Source organism: Asaia sp. BMEF1 (assembly GCF_051628905.1).
In the GTDB taxonomy this organism is placed as follows: domain Bacteria; phylum Pseudomonadota; class Alphaproteobacteria; order Acetobacterales; family Acetobacteraceae; genus Asaia.
In genome coordinates, this window is sequence record NZ_CP157575.1 from 2,739,709 (window position 1) to 2,762,418 (window position 22,710).

The 22,710-nt window shown below is 58.9% G+C and carries 15 protein-coding genes and 1 tRNA gene; 11 read left to right on the top strand and 5 right to left on the bottom strand.

Going from position 1 to position 22,710, the window contains the following annotated elements; all coding sequences use genetic code 11:
* Positions 1-41: 41 nt before the first annotated feature.
* Entirely contained in the window at positions 42-539 is a 498-nt protein-coding gene (locus ABHV46_RS12180) for a hypothetical protein (protein WP_438381681.1), read from the top strand.
* On the top strand, positions 508-915 hold the full coding sequence (locus ABHV46_RS12185) for an outer membrane protein (RefSeq protein WP_438381682.1): 408 nt from the start codon (positions 508-510) through the stop codon (positions 913-915). Before ABHV46_RS12180 ends, ABHV46_RS12185 begins: the two co-directional genes overlap by 32 nt.
* Positions 916-962: 47 nt before the next feature.
* On the opposite strand, the gene ABHV46_RS12190 is transcribed toward ABHV46_RS12185, so the two are convergent.
* On the bottom strand, positions 963-1,712 hold the full coding sequence (locus ABHV46_RS12190) for a YdcF family protein (protein WP_438381683.1): 750 nt from the start codon (positions 1,710-1,712) through the stop codon (positions 963-965).
* A gap of 135 nt (positions 1,713-1,847) precedes the next feature.
* Positions 1,848-5,357, bottom strand: coding sequence for a methionine synthase (metH, locus tag ABHV46_RS12195; protein ID WP_438384386.1), 3,510 nt, complete (start codon positions 5,355-5,357; stop codon positions 1,848-1,850).
* 805 nt (positions 5,358-6,162) lie between these two features.
* On the opposite strand from metH, the gene ABHV46_RS12200 reads away from it, so the two are divergent.
* The 6 genes from ABHV46_RS12200 to ABHV46_RS12225 all read left to right on the top strand — a co-directional run bounded on the left by ABHV46_RS12200 (position 6,163) and on the right by ABHV46_RS12225 (position 16,915).
* Positions 6,163-8,334 carry a peptidase domain-containing ABC transporter gene (locus ABHV46_RS12200; RefSeq protein ID WP_438384388.1) on the top strand — a complete coding sequence of 724 codons (2,172 nt, stop codon included), beginning with the start codon at positions 6,163-6,165 and terminating at the stop codon, positions 8,332-8,334.
* Positions 8,335-8,337: 3 nt separating this feature from the next.
* Entirely contained in the window at positions 8,338-9,792 is a 1,455-nt protein-coding gene (locus ABHV46_RS12205) for an HlyD family type I secretion periplasmic adaptor subunit (protein WP_438381684.1), read from the top strand.
* A 31-nt stretch (positions 9,793-9,823) separates the two neighbouring features.
* Positions 9,824-11,581 carry a tetratricopeptide repeat protein gene (locus ABHV46_RS12210; RefSeq protein WP_438381685.1) on the top strand — a complete coding sequence of 586 codons (1,758 nt, stop codon included), beginning with the start codon at positions 9,824-9,826 and terminating at the stop codon, positions 11,579-11,581.
* Positions 11,574-14,483, top strand: coding sequence for a glycosyltransferase (locus tag ABHV46_RS12215; RefSeq protein WP_438381686.1), 2,910 nt, complete (start codon positions 11,574-11,576; stop codon positions 14,481-14,483). The genes ABHV46_RS12210 and ABHV46_RS12215 overlap by 8 nt, the downstream gene beginning before the upstream one ends.
* Before the next feature lie 190 nt (positions 14,484-14,673).
* Positions 14,674-15,531, top strand: a complete 858-nt coding sequence (locus ABHV46_RS12220) for a hypothetical protein (protein WP_336946807.1) — start codon at positions 14,674-14,676, stop codon at positions 15,529-15,531.
* Between the two features lie 160 nt (positions 15,532-15,691).
* Positions 15,692-16,915: a glycosyltransferase family 4 protein gene (locus ABHV46_RS12225; protein ID WP_438381687.1), complete on the top strand. Its 1,224-nt coding sequence runs from the start codon at positions 15,692-15,694 to the stop codon at positions 16,913-16,915.
* A gap of 66 nt (positions 16,916-16,981) precedes the next feature.
* Here ABHV46_RS12225 and ABHV46_RS12230 read toward each other — a convergent pair whose 3' ends face one another.
* The 3 genes from ABHV46_RS12230 to ABHV46_RS12240 form a co-directional block, all read right to left on the bottom strand.
* A complete protein-coding gene (locus ABHV46_RS12230; RefSeq protein WP_336946809.1) occupies positions 16,982-18,451 on the bottom strand; it encodes a carbohydrate porin in 1,470 nt (489 codons plus the stop codon).
* 211 nt (positions 18,452-18,662) lie between these two features.
* Positions 18,663-19,184: an inorganic diphosphatase gene (gene ppa, locus ABHV46_RS12235; RefSeq protein ID WP_336946810.1), complete on the bottom strand. Its 522-nt coding sequence runs from the start codon at positions 19,182-19,184 to the stop codon at positions 18,663-18,665.
* Between the two features lie 143 nt (positions 19,185-19,327).
* A complete protein-coding gene (locus tag ABHV46_RS12240; RefSeq protein ID WP_438381688.1) occupies positions 19,328-19,633 on the bottom strand; it encodes a SelT/SelW/SelH family protein in 306 nt (101 codons plus the stop codon).
* Positions 19,634-19,808: 175 nt separating this feature from the next.
* Between ABHV46_RS12240 and ABHV46_RS12245 the strand changes: the two genes are divergently transcribed.
* The 3 genes from ABHV46_RS12245 to ABHV46_RS12255 all read left to right on the top strand — a co-directional run bounded on the left by ABHV46_RS12245 (position 19,809) and on the right by ABHV46_RS12255 (position 22,252).
* Positions 19,809-19,882: transfer RNA gene (locus ABHV46_RS12245), tRNA-Ile, on the top strand.
* Between the two features lie 79 nt (positions 19,883-19,961).
* Complete coding sequence (gene ettA / locus ABHV46_RS12250; protein WP_438381689.1) at positions 19,962-21,641, top strand: energy-dependent translational throttle protein EttA; 1,680 nt, start codon at positions 19,962-19,964, stop codon at positions 21,639-21,641.
* 131 nt (positions 21,642-21,772) lie between these two features.
* Positions 21,773-22,252, top strand: coding sequence for a GNAT family N-acetyltransferase (locus ABHV46_RS12255; RefSeq protein WP_438384390.1), 480 nt, complete (start codon positions 21,773-21,775; stop codon positions 22,250-22,252).
* The last annotated feature ends 458 nt before the right edge of the window (positions 22,253-22,710 follow it).

The following is a 22,710-nucleotide window of genomic DNA, read 5'->3' on the forward strand; positions in this document are numbered from 1 at the left end:
GAGTTCCAGAGAGATACATTTTGTTTCTTTCTGGAATCCTCATGCGTAAAGTTTCACGTCTCGTGCTCTCTTTTGCCTCCATCCTGACCGTCTCGACGGCTCTGGCCGACCCACTGCCTGTCGTTGCGGTCAATCGTGAAGTCGGGCTGTCCATGGCAGGGATTTTCGATAATCTCGTTGGGGGCTTTGGATCGCAGTCGCAAAGCACTGGCGGCCGATGGTACGGCCCACGTAGTTACACTTCGCAATCGCGATCGCGGCGTATTGGATGGGTGCCAGGGTTTCAGGTCGATGCTGCCAACATGTTCGATCTCGGGCACGTACATAACGTTTATGCTTCGGCGCTTTTCCGTCTTGGCGCGGGAACGCGTAACGACAAGTATGCCCATAGCTACACATCTTCTTACAGTCAGGATTCCTGGCGAATGGGAGGCGGAGATGATGCGCGCTCAACCTACACACGTGGAGAAATCGGCAAGGGATTTCTTCTCCTGAATGACAAGGCGCTTGTCACGCCTTTCGTGCAGGGGGGGGTATGACAGCTACGGGTCTTATTCATTCGGGGGGCAGAACGCGTTCTTCGTAGGACTTGGCCTGAATGCCGATTATGCTCTGACAGACCGCCTTGTGCTTCGTGGCCGTTTTGGCTGGGCCGAGATCCTCGATACCACGACTTACCGTGTGAGCAGATCAGCCACTCGTCCGCGTTGGGAAGGTGGTCTGGGCGTGGATTATCGTATGGCTCGTCACTGGCATCTGACTGCTGGGGGAGACTACGCCTATACGTCTTACGGTCACGATAGCTACCGCTCGCGCTATCAGAACACCAGCGAAGGACAGATTTCCGAGAAAGTGGTGTCAAGCGGCATACAGAACGGTTTGACGCTGCGTGCAGGACTTGCCTACGCCTATTGAGGTTCTTGTGGAGCTACGGGATCGTCATTCCGTGGCTCCTGACTGACCTAGCGTCCGGCTTGGGCAGCGAAAATGCTCGCAAGAGCCGCGTGATCGTCGAGAATCTCCTGGGGGATCTCGACGTGACCGATAAAGCCTTTCCCTTTCGGGCCGTAACCTTCTTCGTTGTCGTGAAGGCGAGGAATTTCGCCTAGCAACAAGGAAAGATATCGTTCTTCAGTCCATGATTCCGCCGTCTGCGTGTCGCCAAGGCGCGGCACGAAAGGCGGCGATGAGAAGAAGCGGGTTTGCGTATCCTGCCACACATGGCGGAACGTTGCTTCCGTGCGCCGCTGAAGTAGTGGGTCCTGAATAAGCTCGATATGATGCGGCGTGAGCCCGAGTTCATCCAGTGTTTCACGCGTAAAGGTGGCGTTTTCACCGGTATTGGTCGAGCTGGTCTCCAGAATGATCTGATCGTGCGAAACAAGCGCGTCCGAGGTGATGAGACGCGAGACCAGTTCGGCCTCGGAGAGACCGGCAAGGGCCGAAGGCGCGCAGTTCAGACGCGCAGCGAGGGCCTTCATCAACGGCTCGGTCGAGTGGCCGATCCCTCCCGTTATCAGCAAAAGACAGCCATGTTGACGTGCAAGGCTTGCGGCGTGATCGACACAGGCCAGAACGCCATTGCCTGCCAGGCAGACGAGATCGATCCGGTTCGGGGCGTCATCTACACTGGTAAGGGCGAGAAATGCGGCGATGCGATCGGCACGCTCCCTGATTTCAGGGGTATGTAATGCTGCGAACCTCTCCGACATCGCGATCCCTTTTTTGTCTTTTCCCCCTCGCAAGGGGCGGCGCAATCAACAGGAGTGATATGTCTGATTGCGCCAGTAATTCATATGGGCTCCAGTATTGCCGATGCCGGACGTAAACCCGGCATCACACTCGAGTTAGACCGTGAAATACTTCGCCCGCGGGTTGAGAATGACGAGGGCCGATGTCGATTGCTCGGGATGAAGCTGATAGCCGTCCGAAAGCGACACGCCGATGCGTTCCGCGCCCAGCAATTTCAGGATGGGCTCCTGATCCTCCAGACGCGGGCAGGCCGGATAACCGAAGGAATAGCGCGAGCCGCGATAGGACTGCCCCAGCATCTTCTCCATGTCGCGGTCGTCTTCCGCAGCAAAACCAAGTTCTGCACGGATACGCTTATGCGTATATTCCGCCATAGCCTCAGCCATTTCGACCGAAAGCCCGTGCAGATAGAGGTAATCCTGATAGCGATTGGCCTCGAACCAGTCGCGCGCCAGATCCGACGCCTTCTGCCCGACGGTCACGACCTGCAAGCCGATCACATCGCGCTCTGACTCGCCGATGTCACGCACGAAATCGGCAATGCATTCGCCGTCTTCACGCGGCTGGCGCGGCAGTGCGAAACGAGCCGCTTCGGTTATGCCGTCTTCTTCGAACAGTACAAGATCATTGCCGTCGCCGGCGGCTTTCCAATAGCCATAAATGGCCTGTGGTTTAAGAATTTCCTCTTCCGCGCACAGCGCCAGCATCCGCTTCAGAACAGGGCGTAGCTCCTGCTTGGCGTAGGTCATGAATTCGTCGAGCGAGCGCCCCTGCTTTCTGAACCCCCACTGGAACTGATAGAGCGAGCGCTCATTGAGGAAGGGCAGAACCGCAGCCGGAGCCGACTCCACAACGCGAGCGCCCCAGAAGGGCGGGGTCGAAACCGGCACCGATCCCGCAACGCGCGCACGGCGGGCGCGTGCCTGTTCCGGGTCGATGGGCGTGAAGCCGCGCGTTTCGGCGATTTCGGGCGCCCGTTCGGTCTTGCGCTGGCTCTTGCCCGCACGCCTCGTCTGGATGGCGGTCAGATAATCGTCGAACTGGTTGTTGACGACCTTGTCCATCAGCGAGAGCCCGTCAAAGGCATCGCGGGCATAGGCCACACGACCGGGGGCGTCATTGCCATAGGAGCGGGCGCATTCCTCTTCTACGTAATTGCGGGTCAGGGCGGCGCCGCCAAGAAAAACCGGAACGTCGATGCCTTGTCGCGCCATTTCCTCGAGGTTTTCGCGCATGATCACGGTCGATTTGACCAGAAGCCCCGACATGCCGATGGCATGGGCATTATGCTCCTTGGTCGCGGCAATCATGTCGGCCAGAGGCACCTTGATGCCCAGATTGATGACGCGATAGCCGTTATTGGTCAGGATGATATCGACCAGATTCTTGCCGATATCATGCACGTCGCCCTTGACCGTGGCGAGCACCATCGTACCACGCGCCTGACCTTCGACGCGCTCCATGTAGGGCTCGAGCCAGGCCACAGCGGTCTTCATGGTTTCGGCGGATTGCAGCACGAACGGAAGCTGCATCTTGCCCGCGCCGAACAGCTCGCCGACCACCTTCATGCCGTCGAGCAGGACGGTGTTGATGATGTCGAGCGGCGGCATTTCTTCCATCGCCGCAGCCAGATCGTCTTCAATCCCCTTGCGGTCGCCGTCGACGATGCGATCTTTCAGGCGCCCGGCGGGCGTTTCGGCGCGGCGCTTCTGCACGGCATCGGCGGCTTTACGGCCTGCGAAAAGCTCCAGCAGCTTCTGAAGCGGATCGTAATCCTCGCTGCGACGATCGAAAATCAGATCTTCAGCGACTTTCACCTCTTCCGCAGCGATCAGATGGAGCGGGCGGATCTTGCTGACATGCACGATGGCACCCGTCATACCGGCCTTGACCGCATGATCGAGAAACACCGAATTCAGCACGGCCCGGGCTGCGGGGTTGAGGCCGAAAGAGATGTTCGACAGGCCGAGAATGATCTGGATGTCCGGGAATCGTTCGCGGATCATCCGAATGCCGTCCAGTGTCCAGACGCCCAGCTTGCGGTCGTCTTCCACGCCGGTGGCGATGGTGAAGGTCAGCGGGTCGATCATCAGATCGGATTGGGGCAGACCGTGTCTGGTGCAGGCAAAATCGACGAGACGCTCGGCAATGCGCAGCTTGTCTTCGGCCGTCTTGGCCATACCGACTTCATCGATGGTCAGGGCGATGACGGCGGCACCGAATTTGCGCGCCAGAATCATGCGGTCTTCGGCGTGACCCTCGCCATCTTCGAAATTGATGGAGTTGATGATGGGTTTGCCGCCATGCAGCTTGAGCGCGGCCTCGATGACCGGCGTTTCGGTTGAATCGATCACCAGCGGCGCGTTCACCGATGAGGTGAAGCGCGTCACGACCTCGTTCATTTCGGCGATTTCGTTGCGACCGACGAAAGCGGTGCAGAGATCGAGCGCATTCGAGCCTTCTGCGGCCTGCTCGCGCCCTACGGCGACGCAGCCATCCCAGTCACCGGCTTCCTGCAATTCCCGCCACTTCTTCGAGCCGTTGGCGTTGCAGCGCTCGCCGATCGAGAAATAGGAGTTCTCCTGACGGAGCGGCGTCTGGCTGTAGAGGCTCGCCACGGACGGCACCCAGTGGTGAATGCGCTTGACCGGGGCAGGGCGATGGAAGGTGCTGCCACCTCGGCGGCGCAGCATTTCATCCAGTGCCTGAATATGCGGGGTGGAGGTGCCGCAGCACCCGCCAACGAGGTTCAGCCCGTCCTCAGTGATGAAGCGATCGACCCAGCTCGCCATCTCTCCCGGAGAGAGCGGGTAGTGGGTTGTGCCGTTGACCAGTTCGGGCAGTCCGGCATTGGGCTGGATCGAGATCAGGCCGGGCCAGTTTTCGGAGAGCCATTTGACATGCTCGGCCATTTCCTGCGGCCCGGTGGCGCAGTTCATGCCGATCAGCGGCACGTCGAGGGCGTGAATGGTGGTGGCAGCCGCCGCAATGTCGGGGCCGACCAGCAGCGTACCGGTGGTCTCAACCGTCACCTGAACGAAAATCGGCGCATCCGAGCCAAGCTCGCGTCGCGCTGCCTTGGCGGCGTTGACGGCAGCTTTGATCTGCAACGTGTCCTGGCAGGTCTCGATGAGAAAGGCGTCGACGCCGCCATCGATCAGGCCGCGGCATTGCTCGATGATACCGGCTTCGAGCGTGTCGTAATCGATATTGGCCAGGCTGGGCAGTTTCGTGCCCGGCCCGATGGAGCCCACGACATAGCGGTGACGCCCGTCGCTGAACGTCTCGGCGGCCTCGCGTGCCAGCTCGGCCGAGCGGCGGTTGATCTCGCGTGCCCGGTCCTGCAGGCCAAACTCGGCGAGGGTCACGATCGAGCCGCCGAAGGTGTTGGTTTCGACCATATCCGCGCCGACTTCGAAATAGCCGCGATGAATCTCGCGGATCAGTTCCGGGCGTGAAAGGGTGAGAATCTCGGTGCAGTTCTCCTGCCCCCAGTAATCGCGCTCCACCTCGAGATCGAGCATCTGGATGCGCGAGCCCATGCCTCCGTCACAAAGCAGGACATGGTCGCGCAGGGCATCGAGCAGATGGGGGCGTGTCATGATGGCAATTGGTCTCGTCGTCAGGATCAGGCACGATCGGGGCATCGCCGCTAAGAAAGCTGCGGCAGCCTGCTTTTTTCAGAGGTGCCCGGTTATGTCCAGAGTGGCTTTCGATTGCTATACTCCGGGTCACTCTCTCACAGGAAGGAGAAAGCCATGTCAGGAAGCGGGCGCATTCCCCTTGTGATTCAGGCAAGCGCAGAGCGAGATGGGCCCCCGACGTCCCGTGACGCTGGAAACGGGGCGTTGTTGCGCCTTGCTCCTGAAACGGGCGGACAGAGCCTCTCGTCGTCCTGGCTTGTGAGCCGTGACGTGCCCGGCGCTATCGCCTTGAGGAGCCGGCATGGGGCCTCTTGCTTGTGCTGCCTGGGCCAAAATCCCCTGATAGCCGCGCTGCATCAGCTTTTCCTCGATCGCGTACGAGGCAGCTGTCCTTTGTACTCCTTTGTGGTGATTTCCTGTGCGGTGGATCGGAAAACTCATGTCAGGCAAATGCTGGAACAGGATGTTCTGGTCAGAGCGCGTTACGAATTTTAGATGTTATGTATTTTAATGAGGGTTGTTCAGGAATTTACACAATATCGGTTACGGAATATGAAGAGATCAGGTGCGTAGTTCAGCAATTTCTATGACTTGAGATAAAACTGGAAATTCCTGCTCGACACGAGGAGGGGTTTTTGCGCTATTCGGGCGGCCTGGAGTCTGAGCGGCTAAGTGAAACACAAGAGGAAGCTTCGTGAAGCAACGTGATGGCCTCGCTGCGGACAGCGAAAACCAGAACCCCGTCTATATCCGATTGCGCGCTGCGATGGCGGCAGCAAAATATCACGGGCTGGATCTCGATATCCGTGATTTCGCCGCAGAACCCGGTGAGGCATCTCCGTCTCCGGCTTCTCTGGCGCGCTGGCTGAATGAAAACGGTGCTGTCGCGAAGGGAATGCGCATCAAATGGCGCTTTCTGGTGCGGATGCAGAATACGCCGCCAATCGTTCTGATGTTCCGCGATGGCTCCGCGGCTCTCATGGTGCGCGCCGACCCCGAAAAGAATATCGTCTGGCTGCGTGATCCGCTCGGCGATGAGGGCAGCATTCCTGTCGCAGTTGATGAACTGCGTCTCTCGCAGGTCTGGACGGGCGATATCCTGCTGGTGAAGCGGCGCAAGGATCTTTCAGAAGCAGACGCGCCTTTCGATCTGATGTGGTTCGCCAGAATTGTCATGCGTGAAAAGCAGTCGCTGCGTGACATTCTCTTCGCCTCGATGGTGCTGTCGATCCTGCAGATCTTCCCGGCGCTTATCGTGATGCAGGTCATCGACCGCGTGGTGAACTACCATTCGATGTCGACGCTCGTGTCGATCACGGCCATCGTTGCTATTCTGAGTTTCTACGAAACGCTCCTGATGTATGGCCGCCGCGAGCTCACGCTTGTCATGACGACGCGTGTCGATACGCGTATTTCGCTTCACGCCTTCAACCGTCTTCTTGCCCTGCCGCTCGAATTCTACGAGCGTGAGCAGACGGGGCGTATTCTTGGCCGGTACATGGCCATCTACAAGGTGCGCGACTTCCTGACCGGCAAGCTCATGTCCACCTTCCTGGATATGTTCACCCTGATCGTGATCCTGCCGATCCTGTTCCTGATGAGTTCGACGCTTGCCTGGCTGACCGTGGCCTGCGCGGGGCTCATCGGCTTGATCATCGTCATCTTCCTGCCGCCCATGACGCGCGTCTATAACAAGATGATCAATGCCGAGATGGAGCGTTCTTCCATTCTCTATGAGACAATTGCCGGTATTCGCACCGTCAAGACGCTGGCCCTTGAGCCAACGCGCCGCGAGAAATGGGATGAGACGACCGCCGAAGTGATCCGCTGGAAGCTGGCTGCCGGGCGCATGCAGAACTGGCCTTCCACGCTCGTCATGCCGCTCGACATGTTTATCAATCGTGGCATCATTCTCGTCGGCGCCTACCTCATCCTCTCAGGGTCGAGCAGTATCCAGCCCGGCGCACTCATGGCCTTCATGATGCTTGGCGGCCGTGTGGCGGCGCCACTGGTCGGGTTGGCCAAGATTCTGGAAGACGTCAACGAGGTCATGACGTCACTTGCAGAGGCAGGGCTTGTGTTGAATCAACCGACCGAAACCAAGGCGCTCACGTCCGGGCTTCGGCCCCCCATCAAGGGTGCGTTGTCGTTTTCCCAGGTCGATTTCAGCTATCCAGGCACCACGATCAAGGCGCTTAACGACGTCAATTTTGAAATTCCGGCAGGCACCATGCTCGGGCTTGTCGGCCGTTCGGGCTCAGGCAAGTCGACCGTCACGCGTCTGCTGCAGGGCGTGAGCCGCAACTATACCGGTTATCTGCGTCTCGATGGCGTAGAGTTGCGCGAAGTCAATCTTAGCCATCTGCGTCGTTCCTTCGGCGTCGTGCTTCAGGATAACTTCCTGTTCCGCGGCTCAGTGCGAGACAACATCACGGCCGGGCGTCCCGGTTACACGATGGATGATGTCATTCGTGCCGCCCGTCTGGCGGGGGCCGAGGAATTCATCGATCGCATGCCCGCAGGCTACGACACGCCAATTGAGGAAGGATCGACCAACATCTCGGGTGGTCAGAGACAGCGTCTAGCGATTGCCCGCGCTGTGATCAGCGATCCCAAGCTCATGATCCTCGATGAGGCGACTTCCGCCCTCGATCCGGAAAGCGAAGCGCTGGTCAATGCCAATCTCCAGCGCATCGGCAAGGGCCGCACGATGGTGATCGTGTCTCACCGTCTGTCATCGCTGGTCGATTGTCATCAGATCTGCGTGATGGACAAGGGCAAGGTGGTCGATGTGGCCCCGCATGGCGTGCTGCTAGAACGGTGCGAGATCTATCGCATGCTCTGGATGCAGCAGAACCGTCATGAGCACAGGGCACGTGGTGGACAGAGCGATCAGACCGACCAGAATGACGATCCCATGCTGATGGATGAGGAATAAGCCGTGAGCAATAAGGATATTGTTCCCGAAAACGGGAAAGACGAAGGTCGTGAAATCCAGCCTCACGTACCTCGTCCGGCAGATGACCCGTTTGCTCAGCAGGGCATGCCGCTTGCTTTGCTCGAGTTCCATTCGCCCAGTGCCGCGATGGTCAACATGCCGCCCACGGCATCGGCGCGCTACATCATCTGGATCGTCGGCGCAATGTTTCTGGCCGGGCTGACGGCGGCTTCCGTCTTTCCGCTCAACAAGGTGGTCAGCACGCCGGGCAGGCTGGTGGCTGTCGATCGTGATCTGATCATCCAGCCACTCGAAATGTCGATCATCCGGTCGATCGACGTCGAGCTCGGGCAGTATGTCAAGAAAGGCCAGGTTCTGGCCCATCTCGACCCGACGCTCTCAAAGGCCGATATCGTCAATCTGAAGGCGCAGCGAGATTCCTATCAGGCGACGCTGGCGCGCTTGCATGCCGAGGCGGATGGCAAGCCTTACACGCCCGATCTGAGCGATAGCTACTCGGTCCGCGAAGCCGCCTCTTATGAGCGTCGCAAAGCTGAGTATACTGCGAAGATCGCCCAGTTCGACCAGGAAATTGCGGCGCTACAGAGCCAAATAACCGGGGCGCTGGCGAGCGCGGCCATGCATCAAAGCCGTGGCCGCGTCGCCAATGAGGTTTTGCAGATGCGTCGCCGTCTTCAGGCCGATCAGGTAGGCAGCAAGCTTTCGACCCTTGGGGCGCAGAGCGAGTTGATGGATGCCGAACGTGCCCAGATCGAGGCACAGCAGACCGCGGCCTCGACGCGCGCGAAGCTCGCTGCAACTCAGGCTGAGCGTGACGCCTATACCCAGAACTGGAAGGCGCAGGTCTACACGCAGCTGACCGAAGTGCAGCATCACGTCGATGAGTCGGTGGGCGAATACGACAAGGCTGCGTTACGCAACAAGCTTGTATTACTCAAGGCACCCGATGATGGTGTGGTACTCAATATTGCCAAGCTGTCGGTAGGCTCGATCATCTCCCCGGCACAGATGCTGATGGCGATCGTTCCGACCGGCGCTGCTCTTGAAATGGAGGCGGTGCTGCGTGGTAACGATGCTGGCTTCGTAAAGCTGGGCGATCATGCTCTGCTGAAATTCTCGACCTTTCCCTACACGCAGTATGGGGGAGCTGAAGGCACTGTGCGTCTAATCAGCGCCGATTCCTTTACGCCGGGCGATATGAAAAGTGCTGCTTCGGGTCAGCCACCCTCCGGTGATGACGATCCGTCACAGAGCGGCTTTTACCGCGTAAGACTTCGTATCGACCGTTACACGCTGCATGGCGTGCCGAGCTTCTTCCATCCGACGCCGGGCATGCCCGTTACGGCTGATATCCAGGTCGGCAAGCGCACGATGATGCAGTATTTCTTCAGCAAGTTCATTCCGGCAGCAACCAACGGGATGCGCGAGCCGTCTTGAGCACGGCGGTTCTGCCGAAAAGGAGAGTGGGTTGGCTCTGAAGACACGTCTGGCATCGATAGTCTCGCGTGATGCCCGACTCAAACAGGCGATTGACCAGATCGAGTCCGGCGAAAATGTGGTTCAGGGCTTCACGGCTCTGGGTCAGCTGGCTCAGCAAGGCAATGTCGAGGCCCAGTACCGCACAGGCAAGGCCTATCTCGAGGGTTGGGGGACGCCGCCAAGCCTCGAGGACGGTACGCGCTGGATACGCAAGGCGGCAGAAGCTGGCCATGTTCAGGCGAGAGTGACTCTTGCCACGCTCTACCTCGTTGGTTTCCCGGAAGATTTCGATGAAAATCGCCCTAGCATCATGCGTGATGGCAAGGAGCGGCCGCGTGTTCCCGATTTTGTAAAATCCGCTCATTGGAGTCGTCTCGCCGCTGAAGCGGGACAGCCCGATGCACAGGCTCTGCTGGGCTACGTCCTGACCAATGGGCCAGAAGAACTGCGCGATCTTGCACAGGCACGCGACTGGTACGAAAAAGCGGCTGCCGCCAATTCCGCGCAAGGTCATCTTGGTCTTGGGATGGCGCTCCACACCGATCCGCAATCAGCGGACGATCTTGAGCGCGGCACAGCCCAGCTGATCCTCGCAGCCGATGCCGGTCTTGCGACGGCATATTACTTTCTTGGCTGGATCAATGAGCAGGGGATTGGCCAGGCACAGGATTTTGCCGCTGCCGCCCGTTATTTCGAAAAAGCGGCCGAGCGCGGCATCGTTCAGGCCCAGACCCGATTTGCGCTCTATCTTCTCCAGGGTAAAGGCGTCGCGCGTCGGCTCGACAGGGCGGAAACCTGGCTTCGCCGGGCGGCTCTGGGAAAAGACGCAGAGGCCGCCGCCCTTCTTGGCGATCTGCATGTCCGGGGCGAGGACATGGCCCCGAATTATCTCGAAGCGGCCATGTGGTATCAGGTTGCGGCAGAGCTGGGTCACGGCCCTGCGGCAAGAGGGCTCGGTCTGCTTTATCTGACTGGCACCGGCGTACACCGAGACCCCGATGAAGCCGCCAAGTGGTTTCGCGTCTCCGCTGAGTGCGGCGATCGCGTTGCCGATGCCGATCTCGGTAATCTGGCGCTTACCGGGATCGGGTCCGAAGAAGGCCGGCGGGCCATGCAGAAGCGTTTTCTTCAGGCAGCCGAGAATGGCGATCTGGTCGGTGCGTTCAATGTCGGTGTCTGCTATGCCGAAGGTGTCGGCACCGAGCGCGACGAGGTGAGGGCGGCTTACTGGATGCAACGTGCCGCGGATGGCGTCGTGAATGCGCAATACTGGCTTGGGCGCATGTATCTCGAAGGGCGTGGCCTCGAAGAGGATATCGGCCTCGCCATCGACTGGCTTGGTAAGGCTGCCAGCGCGCGCATGACCGAGGCCATGATCCTGCTTGCTCAGATTCTGGTTTCCGGCCGGGCGCCCGGAGGCAAGGATCACGCCAGTGCTCTCGTTCTGTATCGCGATGCCGCTGCTCTCGGGAGTGTCGAGGCCATGTTTGCCGCAGGGGCAATGCTGGGAGGGGGGCATGACGTGGCTGTCGATCGGCACGAGGCGCAGCGCTGCTTCCGCTCTGCCGCAGAACGCGGTCACGCATTGGGGCAGCTGATGCTTGGCCGCTATCTGAAGCGCGGTCTTGCGGGCGAGGTCAATCCTGTGGAAGCGCGGATCTGGCTGGAGCGTGCCCAGGCACAGGGCGTTTCCGATGCCGAGGCAGAACTGGCAAAGCTCGAACGACGTCTGGGTGGGCGTGTCTGAACGGCCGCGGCCTCAGGCGAGACGGCCACCTCCTGTCGAATCCGGCTATGGCCATGTTGTCACGGCCAAAGATCGTGCTGAGTGGCAGAGATGGCACGATGCCAGAGCGCAGGAGGCTTATCGCCTTGGCACCGATGCCGTGCAGGCCGGTGACCAGGTTCAGGCGCTCTACTGGCTTGGGCGTGCCGCACGCATGGCCCGTCACGACCCCAATGTCATTTTTGCTTACGGCATGGCCCTTCTCTCTGCCGAGCGCTGGGCTCACGCTCATGAGGCCCTGACGTGGATCACAGAGCGTTTCATCATGCGCAAGGCGCATGTTGGCCGGGCGATTGCCTTGTCTCATATGGATCGGCTCGAAGACGCGGTAGAAGTCTTCGGGAAAATGCTTGGGCACTATGCGCCAGCCCAGGAAGTCCGGCCCTGGATCCTGTTTTTCACGGCAAGATCGGGCCGTCCCGGCTGGTGTGCCACCAGTAATGAGGGAATCGTGCAGGGGGAGGCGCCGGCGCCTGTCAGGATCGAGCTGGACGGGCAGGTCGTTGCAGAGGATGCGTCGCTTCCTCATGTCCTGCCAGAGAGCTGGAAGACAGCCCGAAGCCTGACCGTCACGATGGGCGACGAAGGGCTCTACGGGTCGCCGATTTCACTGGGCGCCATCAGAACCGTTCAGGGCTTTGCCACCATACGCAACCATCGTCTCGAGGGCTGGATCTGGTATCCGGCAGACCCGGATTTCACACCTCATGTTCTTATTGACGCGGGTGAGGAACGGTTCGACCTGATCGCGACACAGATCGAGCATGAGGCTCGCCTCGAGAAGCCTCTCGCGCGACCGCGCCATTTCGATATCCCGCTTTCCGAGTTGCCGAGAGTGGAGATCTCGCTTGCCGACCGCTACGGCATTCCTCTCACCGGTAGTCCGATCGGCCCTGTGGTCATGGACCTGCTCGATCAGGGGTGTATTCCTGCGCGTCCAGGACGAAAGAAGTCACACGTAAAACCGCAGATCGCGTTGCGTTCACCGGGATGTCTGATCGTAATTCCCGCCTATCGGGATGCGCTTCTGACCAAAGCCTGCATCGAGGCCGTTCTTCTGGATGGCCACGATGACGTGGAATGTCTGGTTGTCGATGACGCGTCACCCGAGCCAGCCTTGACTGCTTATCTCGACTTGATGGCGCGAGACGGGTCGATCACGCTCATTCGGCATAAGAAAAATCGTGGTTTTACGGCGAGTGCAAATGCTGGGCTCGTGGAGGCAGGAGGCCGCGACGTCATTCTGCTTAATAGCGATGCACTCTTGCCGCGAAGCGGAGTGGGGCGTCTACGCGCCTGGCTCGACCGTGATGAAAAAATCGGGACCGTTACGCCGTTTTCGAACGATGCCACGATCCTCTCTTATCCTTCGGTCAGCAGACCTAACCCGACCCCGGATTTGGCAACCGGTCGGGCGACCGATCGGATTTTCGCTTCTCTTCCTTCTACGAGATTGATCGATTTACCGACGGGGAACGGTTTCTGCATGGCGATACGAGGTGATTGCCTGCGTCAGGTAGGCCTGCTCAATACAGAGATCTTCGCCCAGGGCTACGGAGAGGAAAACGACTTCTGTTGCCGGGCGACTGCGTTGGGATGGCGGCATGTGGCCGCGACCGATCTCTTCGTACGCCACGTGGGTTCGGTCTCGTTTGGCCGCACCCGCAGCCTGCTGCTTGAGCGTAATCTGCACATGCTCAACCTGCTTCATCCTGGCTACGAACGGGATGTCGCTGCGTTCATCAAGGCCGATCCGCTGGCCCTCGTGCGGCGTAATGTCGGTCTCGTACGTATGATCACCCGCCGTAAGACAGCCAGCTCGTGCCTGATTATTGTGACTCACGATTCCGGTGGCGGTGTCGAGCGTGTGGTGCAGCAGCGACGCGCGGAAGCGGAAAAATCCGGAACTCAGGTTCTTGTTCTTCGCCCGCACCAGACAGGCTGTCGCATCGAGGATTGCGGCGGGGACGTCACGAATCTGGTTTTCGGTTTGCCTCATGAGTGGCTTGATTTCGTCACGATCCTGCGGCGCATGAAAGCAGCTCGCATCGAGTGGCATCATCTGCTTGGGCATGCTCCCGGTATGGAAGACCTGGCAGCGGCGCTCGAGCTGAAATGGGATGTCGTGTTGCACGACTATATCTGGTTTTGCCCGCGCATCTGTCTGGTCGGCCCTAACCAGCGTTATTGCGGTGAACCGTCGATTGCCGGGTGCGAGAGCTGTGTCGCGCAGCAGGGTTCGCTGATCGACGGCGATCTCTCGGTATCGGAACTCGTGGCCCGTTCAGGCAAGGTATTGCATGGGGCGAATACGGTCATTGCCGGGTCGCATGATCTTCAGCGTCGCATGCGTCGCCATTTTCCTGGCCTTGAGGTGGCCACTCAGCCGCTCGAAGAGGCTGACTATCCCCCGCTCAGATCAGCTCGGCCGCGGGATCATCGACGCCGTCGCATCTGTGTGCCCGGCGCGATCGGCAAGGAAAAAGGCTTCGATATCGTCTTGCAACTTGCAGAAGACGCAGCGCGGCGCAGTCTGCCGCTCGATTACGTGATTGCGGGTTATTCGATCGACGATGAACGGCTCATAGCGACAGGCCATGCGATGGTTTCCGGTGAGTACAGAGAAGACGAAGCCATCCGCGTCATAAACTCTTTTGACTGCGATCTCGGTCTTATTCCTTCTGTCTGGCCTGAAACCTGGTGTTTTGCTCTTTCCAACTTGTGGAGCGCCGGATTGAAAGCTGTCAGTTTCGATCTGGGAGCGCAGTCCGAACGTATCCAGAGAACCGGTAGGGGGGCAGTGGTGCCTCTCGGTATGCCAGTGTCATTATTGAGTAATTTCTTGCTACACTTATCACATTGAAGGATACGACTTTAAGAGTTCCATATCAGATGATATAGCTTGCGAAATTTCTTAACGAGATGTGACCAGCTTCGGTCTACCTGCATCTTTTCTACAAGTTCAATTGAGTGGTGGGTAAGTATAGATGTCTAACTCGACGAGTTCTCCCGGGCAGGATCAGGTAGTTCAGCTCAAGGTCCATGGGTCTTTGATGACATTTGACGCGGGGTTGTACTGTGTTTTTCTGCCCGCCGAATATGCGTCGCAATCCGTCAATGGCTACCCCGCTGTAACCGTCACGCAAGCGCCGAACATGCCTGCCGGCATCGTGTCCATCACCACGATCGATGACGACGGTGTGATCAGCGCCAGTCATGGCGCAGGCGCAGGGGCTGCTCTGGTACGTGTGTCGCGCGGTCCTGCCCAAATCCTCGTCACGACCTATCAGGCGCCCGATAGCACCCTGCCTGCGCCGGGCATTCAGGTCGCTCGTCTTTCCGGTGAGCCTGTCGCTCCTGCGGCGGCGCAAGGTGCTGTGGCCCCCGCGCAGGGCGCAGCACCGGCTCAGGCAGTTCATCCCGATTTCAAGCCGGAAGTGGCCGCTCATGTTCAGCGCCGCGGCGACGTCTTGGCGTCAATCGGCGAATGGATGGGTGAACCCGACAGCCAGAACTGGATCGAGGGTTTCGGCATTGCCCCGCAGAGCCTCGTTGCCCCTGAAGATATCGAATATCAGGCTGTGCTGGGCAAGGGATGGCTCTCTCCATGGGCCGAGGCCGGTCAGTATTGCGGCTCGCGCGGTATGGCCCTGCCAATTCTCGGTCTCTGCATCCGCCTGAAGAACGGAGCGGAAGAGAAATTCGATCTGGTCGTGCACGCCACCTTCACCGACGGTACACGTCTTGGTCCGGTTTCCGGTGGCGAAACGCTTGAGGCTGAATCCCTGGCTCCGCTTGAGGCATTCCGTCTCGAAATCCTGCCGCGTACGGCAGGTCTCGAAACCGGCAGCGCAGCTGCGGGCAAAGCAGCCAAAAAGCCCTCTTCCCGTAAAAAAACTTCGGAGGTCTGAGGGGTACTTACATTGCCGCCGACGCTTGGTCGTTGGCAGCATAACCGCGCGTCCGACAGGGTTTCAGAGACCGTGTCGGCGAGTCCTAGAGCGCGTAGCGAGACCTGGGCGCCGAGACGGCTATTTCTCGGCGTTTCGACGATGTGAAAGCTGATATCCCTTGCGTTTCCTGTTTGTGCATCAGAATTTTCCCGGCCAGTTTCTTCACCTGGTAAGGCATCTGCATGAGCAGGGGGAGCACGAAATTGTCTTCATTTCGGAGGCGAATGAGGGGGCACTGCCCGGTGTAAGGCGGGTTCTCTATCGTCAGGAACGGGCAGTCTCACCCCATACCCATCCTTCCCTGCGCGAATTGGAGATGGGATTGAGCCGGGCCGAAGCGGTCGCGCGCGCGGCCCAGACGCTCAAGGGGCTGGGCTACATACCTGATATCATTATCGGGCATCACGGCTGGGGTGAGCTGCTGAATATTGTCGATGTCTATCCGACAACGCCCATTCTAGGCTATTTCGAGTTTTTCTATCACACTGATCGCAACGATGTTGATTTCGACCCGGAATTCCCGCCGCGACCGGACCTCTTTCCCAATGTCCGCGTAAAGAACGGAATCAATCTTCTCGCGCTGAATCTCAATCAATATGGTCAAACCCCCACGCTCTTTCAGAAGAGTACCTATCCGGACTGGGCGCAAAACCGCATCAGTCTTCTCCGTGAAGGGGTCAATCTGGATCTCTGTGCGCCGGAGCCTGCAATTTTCGAGCGTGATGTCGCTATCGGGCCGCATATCATCCGCCCGCAGGACAAGCTGATAACCTTTGTGGCGCGCAATCTGGAGCCCTATCGCGGCTTTCATAGCTTCATGCGCGCCTTGCCCCGTATCCTGGCCGAGCGCCCCGATGCCCGGGTTGTGCTGATCGGCGGTGATGGCACGAGCTATGGCGCCCCGCCCCCGGCAGAGGCGGGTAGCTGGCGCAATGTTTTCCTCAATGAGGTGGCGTCACGGCTCGATCTCGACCGTGTTCATTTCATGGGCAAGGTCGATTACGACCTCTTCCGTACGGCGCTTAAAAGGTCGGATGCGCATGTCTACCTGACCTATCCGTTTGTCGCCTCCTGGTCGCTACGAGAGGCCATGGCAACGGGATGCGCCATTGTGGGCAGTCAGACGGCATCGGTTGAGGAGTTCATTACCGATAGGCGCAACGGTCTTCTGGCGCCTTTTCTGGAGCCCGATCGTATTGCCGATTCCATTCTCGAAATCATCGAAGACAGGAGTCTTGCCGCCAAGCTCAGGCAAGAGGCCCGACATTTTGCCGAAGCTGAACTCTCACTCAGTGGCTATCTCGCAAACTACGACGCCCTGATCGCCTCCATCGTCAAATGAGAGAGGCCATCAGGGCGCGCAGGTAACATCGGCGTTTCTGCCCCGGCGTGCCGGGGCAGGGAGGGATCAGAAGATTTCGATATGGGATTTGAAGCCCAGAACCGCAGCATCCTTCAGGCCCTGCTGGGCGCCCGGACGGATGAAATACTGGAAGTCAGGTGCGAAGGTGATGCCGCGCCATACGCGGATCTGATACATCGCTTCGATCACCATCCCGTTGGTCTGGGGGAAGAATGAGCCGTTCAGCAAGGTCTGATAGCCCAGGCTTTGCTGGATCTGCTGGGCGGTCTTCACCTTCTTCGAAACCTGGATATAGCTGAAATTCACGCCCCAGGCGTCGAGCGGGCGCGATTTCCAGAAGCCACGGTCCAGCACGCCGAGGGAGAACTGACGCTCGCGGGTCTGCGTAACGGGAGAGTTGTTGTAGAAGACGCCAAGCAGGGTGATACCGGCATCGGGGCCATTGCCTTTATGACGCATGATCATCTGATCGGCGAGGGCATATGCCGACCAAGAGTTGTTATGCACTTTGCGAGCCTGGCCTGTGACAGCCCAGTAATTGTCGTTGCGGTCGTAAAGCACGTCAGGATGCGGTGCCGTATCGACAATGCCGCCCAGCTTATAATGGCCGGGAAGCTTGTCTTTACCGAAAATGGGCTCCCAACCGAATTCGACCGGTGCAGCTTCTCCGTTGATGTCGGCGCCATTCCATTTGAAGCCGGTGCGCATCTGCTGGACGCCGTAAATGCCCATCGTATTAAAGTAAACACCCGCTTGGATATAGGTGTACTGCGAAGGACGAACACGAACACGCGCAGCCCAGTTCGAATCCGGGTAGGAGGAATGGCTGGTATTATCGGACGACGCTTTCGGATTGCCGCAGAAAGCGTTGTTCATGAAGTTGCAGTATAGCGGGTTCGACGAGAAGTCGGTCAGCAGCGGAATACGACCGGCTGCGATGTCGAGATGGCCGTTGAACAGGGTCTCTTCACCATAGATATAGACGAGATGGACAACCACGTTGCCGCCACCACCGTAGATTTCCTGGCTGGGGTTGAGGTTGTCGCCGAACATGCGGCTGGCGGGGATGCCATAACGACCGACGATGACAGCATGGGTCGAAAAGCCACGGATGCCGGCGAGCTTTTCCCAGTCGATGTCGTTTTCAAAGCCGTACTGACCGGCATTGCTGCTGCCCTGACGCAGGCCGAGACCTTTGGTAGGACTCGTGATCGCACCGGCAAATTCGTTCGTCGTATCGAGCAGGATCGCAACGCCGTGCTGACGCAGCCAGGTGTTCCAGCCCCATGGGTCGTCGAAGATTGCTTCGGGGTGAGGCAAAGGCGGAACTGACGAATTCTGCAGATTATACGTGCCGATAGGGCTCGAGACACGCACGGAGGGAGCAAGTCCGGTACCGTTCGGTGCGCCACCGGCCAAAGGCGACTGAGCCTGGGCTGTCGGGATGGCGGAGAACGTGGCGAGAGCTGTGGTGACAACACCCAGCGCCTTGAATGAGATACGGGAAAGAGACATGAGGGCAGTCCGCCAGTCGTATGGAAAACGCAAAGTTCCGTTGCATGATGAGAGCAGGGGGTCATCCCTTATCCCAACATGACTTTTTTATTACATATGATTTAGATTTGGCAACGGTACGAAAGGCCGATTTCTGCTCACAGCGCTGTGAGCAGAGAAACCGGAAAGACGCTGTGTCTTTCCGGTCACTGTTTATTACAGCGTGGCTGCTTTACTTAGCGGCTTCAAGAGCAGCGAGAATGGCCTTCTTGGCTTCTTCCGGGCCAGCCCAGCCGGAGACTTTCACCCACTTGTTGGGTTCGAGGTCCTTGTAGCGCTCAAAGAAATGCCCGATTGCTTTCAGCGTGATTTCCGGCAGATCGTTGATCGTCTTTACGTCGGTATACTGGGTGTGGATCTTGTCGTGAGGCACGCAGATGATCTTCTCATCCTGGCCGCTCTCATCTTCCATTTTCAGCATGCCGATCGGGCGGGCGCGGATGACAGCACCGGGAACGATCGGGCCGGGGGCCAGAACGAGCGCGTCGGCCGGATCGCCATCGGCAGCCAGCGTGTTCGGAATAAATCCGTACGCAGCCGGGTAATTCATCGGCGTGAACAGGAATCGATCGACGAATACCGCGCCGCTTTCCTTGTCTACTTCGTATTTTACAGAAGAACCCTGCGGGATTTCGATCACGACATTGATGTCATCGGGAACAGACTTGCCGGGGGAGATCTTGGTGACGTCCATCACTTCATTTCCTGGTGGGGTTGAAATTATGGCGTGATCTTAGCCGCGCATTTCTTTCCTGCCCAGATGCTGTAACGCTATGTGCCGGTCATGTTGTGATAATTGTCACGGTGACGGTGGTGGCCTTCCCTCGAAACGCCGGGTTACCGATCGACATGACCGAGGTCGCGCTCGGGGGCGATCACATCGCGAAGGCGCTGCTTGATGTCTTTGGGTCCGGGAAAGCCGCCATCGCGTTTACGTTCCCAGAGCAGAACCTCGTTGACAGTAATACTGAAATGGCCGCCCGTATCCGGGACAAGCGCGACTTCGCCGAGGTCGGTGCCGAAGCTCGACAGGAGTTCCTGCGCAATCCAGGCAGAGCGCAGCATCCAGTTGCATTGCGTGCAATAGCGGATGGCAACGCGTGGACTTGGGGCAGGGGTTACAGCTGCCGTATCGGTGCTCATGGGCTTCGCTCCTCACGTCGTTACGTGTGTCTTGTCTCACGCTGGTCATGTGCAATTTGTGACTGCCGTGCGGGTACAGCACCCTCCTATCATCGTTAAATTGGGCCGCACACGGATTTCTTTGCTGTCTCGTCTTGCAAAAAGCCCCGAATTGCGCGATTTCCACCCTACCTGTGCGCCTGTAGCTCAATTGGTTAGAGCAGGCCGCTCATAACGGCTTGGTTGCGGGTTCGAGTCCTGCCGGGCGCAGGGGTTCCGCTCCATCATGGAGCGCATTCGAGCCGCGTTCTCGTCTTTTCCGACCGACCATTTCATCAGGAGATCCGTCATGGCCGCCTATCAGTATGTCTATGTCATGAAGGACCTGACGAAGGCCTATCCGGGAGGGCGTGAAGTCTTCAAGGGCATCACCCTGTCCTTCCTTCCCGGCGTCAAGATCGGTGTGCTCGGTGTCAACGGCGCCGGTAAATCGACCCTGCTCAAGATCATGGCCGGTATCGAAAAAGAATATGGCGGTGAGGCTTGGGGGGCAGAAGGCGCGCGCATCGGTTATCTGGAGCAGGAGCCCAAGCTCGACGAGTCCCTGACCGTCGGTGAGAACGTGGCGCTCGGCTTTGGCGATCTGAAGCACGCTGTCGATCGTTTCAACGAGATCTCGATGGCTTTCGCCGAGCCGATGACCGATGACGAGATGACCGCTCTTCTGGCCGAACAGGCCGAATTGCAGGAAAAGATCGACGCCGGCGATGGCTGGGAGCTGGACCGCAAGCTCGAGATCGCGCTCGAAGCGCTGCGCTGCCCGCCTGCCGACAGCCCTGTCACCATGCTTTCCGGTGGTGAGCGCCGTCGCGTGGCCCTGTGCCGCCTGCTGCTGGAAAAGCCCGACCTGCTGCTGCTCGACGAACCGACCAACCATCTCGATGCCGAGAGCGTGGCCTGGCTCGAAAAGACCCTGCGCGATTATCAGGGCACCGTCATGGTCATCACCCATGACCGCTACTTCCTCGACAATGTCACGAACTGGATTCTCGAAATCGAGCGCGGTCGTGGTTATCCGTTCGAAGGCAATTACTCCTCGTGGCTGACCCAGAAGCGCAAGCGTCTTGCACAGGAAGAGAAGGAAGAGAGCTCGCGCCAGCGCGCCCTTGCCGCCGAGCAGGAATGGATCAGCGCCTCGCCCAAGGCCCGTCAGGCTAAGAGCAAGGCCCGTATCACCAAATACGAGGAAATGCTGGCCGCTAGTCAGGAGCGTGCTGGTGGCACGGCCGATATCGTTATCACCCCCGGCCCCCGTCTGGGTGGCACGGTCATCGAGGCCGAGAATCTTTCCAAGGGCTTTGGCGATCGCCTGCTGATCGACGGCCTGAACTTCAAGCTGCCTCCGGGTGGTATCGTGGGCGTGATCGGGCCGAACGGTGCAGGTAAGTCCACGCTGTTCAAGATGATCACCGGCCAGGACGCGCCTGATGGCGGCGCTCTCAAGGTCGGTGAGACGGTCAAGCTCGGCTATGTCGATCAGTCGCGCGATTCGCTCGATGACACCAAGACGGTCTGGGAAGAAATCTCGGGCGGTACGGATGTCATTCATCTCGGCAAGCGTTCCGTTCCGTCACGCGCCTATGTCGGAGCCTTCAATTTCAAGGGTTCCGACCAGCAGAAGCGCGTCGGTGTGCTTTCTGGCGGTGAGCGGAACCGCGTGCATCTGGCCAAGATGCTCAAGAAGGACAGCAATGTCATTCTGCTCGACGAACCGACGAACGATCTCGATGTCGATACGCTACGCGCGCTCGAAGACGCTCTGGCCGAATTCGCCGGTTGCGCTGTGGTCATCTCGCATGATCGCTGGTTCCTCGATCGTCTGGCCACGCATATCCTCGCTTTCGAGGGCGATAGCCATGTCGAGTGGTTCGAGGGTAACTTCCAGGATTATGAAGAAGACAAGCGTCGTCGCCTTGGTCCGGATTCGACCGAGCCGAGCCGCATCAAGTACCGCCCCATCGCGCGCTAAGGGATGAGGATGTCGGAGTGGCGTTTCTCTGACATCTCTCCTGTCGATGTCATGTCGGGTGCCGGATCGTGACGCTGGGCCGTCAGATCCGCACCCAGCGCCTCGTCCTGCAACCTGTGACGTGGCGCGACATGCAGGATATGATCCGTCTCAAGACCAATGGTGCCTCTTTTGGGCGTATGCTGGGCGGGGTGCGCTCCCTTCAGCAGGTCGAAGACGAGATGGCCGATGATCTGTCTTTCTGGGCAAAGCGCGGCATCGGTATTTTTTCCATTCGTGAAAACGATCGCTTCGTCGGTATCACCGGTCTGCACGAACGACCGGATGGCCGTGGGCTCGGTCTGCGTTTCGCACTTGTGCCCGAGGCCGCAGGGCGCGGCATTGCCCGCGAGGCGGCTGGCGCGGCCCTGCGCTTTGCGCTCGACGCCGGTATCGAGCGTGTGGTGGGCGTTACGCGCGAAGACAACATGCCTTCACGTATCGTTCTGGGCAGTATCGGCATGCATCATGTCGAAAGCTTCGAGCGCGATGGATATCTTATGCTCGTCTACGAAATAAGACAGGAAAGGCGTTCGGGGTCCGCGGGTGATCCGGCATCCGTTCAGAGATGACTCGCTCTGTGCGTAGCGGTCCAGTCCGGGTGATTATTCTTTTCCGCCTGACAGACGAGTAGCTAGATCCGGGTGATCGGCGGCCGCTAGGGATGGCGCACAGGGCATAGCGCCCCTGAAACGGTATTGTGGCGATGCGACGGCGGCGACGCTGAGGGTCTTCACCGGCTTGCTCCCGGCACCGTCAGGATTGGTGACCGCGCTACGGGTGTCCAGTCTATGGCGTCTCTGCACATGCCCGTGACTGCATTAAATTACCGCCGCGCAGTCAAAAGCTGCACGAGAAGCAATTTCTTCTCACGTGTTGAGACGAAGTCCGGTGGGCGGGAGCGTCTCCAAGTCATCACCCGTGTCGCTTGCCAGGTTGTCGCGTTTTGAATGCCTGAGCTGGCAACACGTATTGTCGGAGGCGATGTGCTTCAGCTCAAGGGGGCGGAGGAGAGCGTGTGATAACCGAC

Coding starts and splice junctions, on each gene's coding strand:
- ABHV46_RS12240 (WP_438381688.1), bottom strand. CDS start 19,633: ATGAGCACCGATACGGCAGCTGTAACCCCTGCCCCAAGTCCACGCGTT.
- ABHV46_RS12180 (WP_438381681.1), top strand. CDS start 42: ATGCGTAAAGTTTCACGTCTCGTGCTCTCTTTTGCCTCCATCCTGACC.
- ABHV46_RS12230 (WP_336946809.1), bottom strand. CDS start 18,451: ATGTCTCTTTCCCGTATCTCATTCAAGGCGCTGGGTGTTGTCACCACA.
- ABHV46_RS12200 (WP_438384388.1), top strand. CDS start 6,163: ATGGCGGCAGCAAAATATCACGGGCTGGATCTCGATATCCGTGATTTC.
- ABHV46_RS12220 (WP_336946807.1), top strand. CDS start 14,674: ATGACATTTGACGCGGGGTTGTACTGTGTTTTTCTGCCCGCCGAATAT.
- ABHV46_RS12190 (WP_438381683.1), bottom strand. CDS start 1,712: ATGTCGGAGAGGTTCGCAGCATTACATACCCCTGAAATCAGGGAGCGT.
- ettA (WP_438381689.1), top strand. CDS start 19,962: ATGGCCGCCTATCAGTATGTCTATGTCATGAAGGACCTGACGAAGGCC.
- ABHV46_RS12255 (WP_438384390.1), top strand. CDS start 21,773: ATGCAGGATATGATCCGTCTCAAGACCAATGGTGCCTCTTTTGGGCGT.
- ppa (WP_336946810.1), bottom strand. CDS start 19,184: ATGGACGTCACCAAGATCTCCCCCGGCAAGTCTGTTCCCGATGACATC.